The sequence below is a fragment of the Bradyrhizobium sp. Kon56 genome (genome assembly GCF_055807635.1).
Map to the genome: position 1 here is coordinate 1 of NZ_JBVVOU010000582.1, position 243 is coordinate 243.

Genomic DNA, 243 nt, shown 5'->3' on the forward strand with positions numbered 1-243 from the left:
TTCAACTGCTTACCCAGGCGCAGGACCATTTCCTTGCTCGGATGAGAGCGACCGGTCTCGAGATAGGACAGGTGCCGCGTCGAGCTGTTTGCGGCCAGCGCCAGCGTCGTCTGCGACATACCCCGGCTGGCGCGCCACCTCCGTAGCAATACGCCAAATTCAACTGCGCGAACGGCCATGTTTCACCTTATCAACTGCCACCCCCGCCAGACTATTACCTCTCACGTCAAATTCGCACCGGAG

The 243-nt window shown here is 59.7% G+C and carries 1 protein-coding gene; it reads right to left on the reverse strand.

Annotation, left to right across the window (positions count from 1 at the left end; all coding sequences use genetic code 11):
- On the reverse strand, positions 1-179 hold a 179-nt coding region (locus AC0L3B_RS40140), incomplete at its 3' end, for a helix-turn-helix domain-containing protein (protein WP_473383555.1).
- Between the last annotated feature and the right edge of the window lie 64 nt (positions 180-243).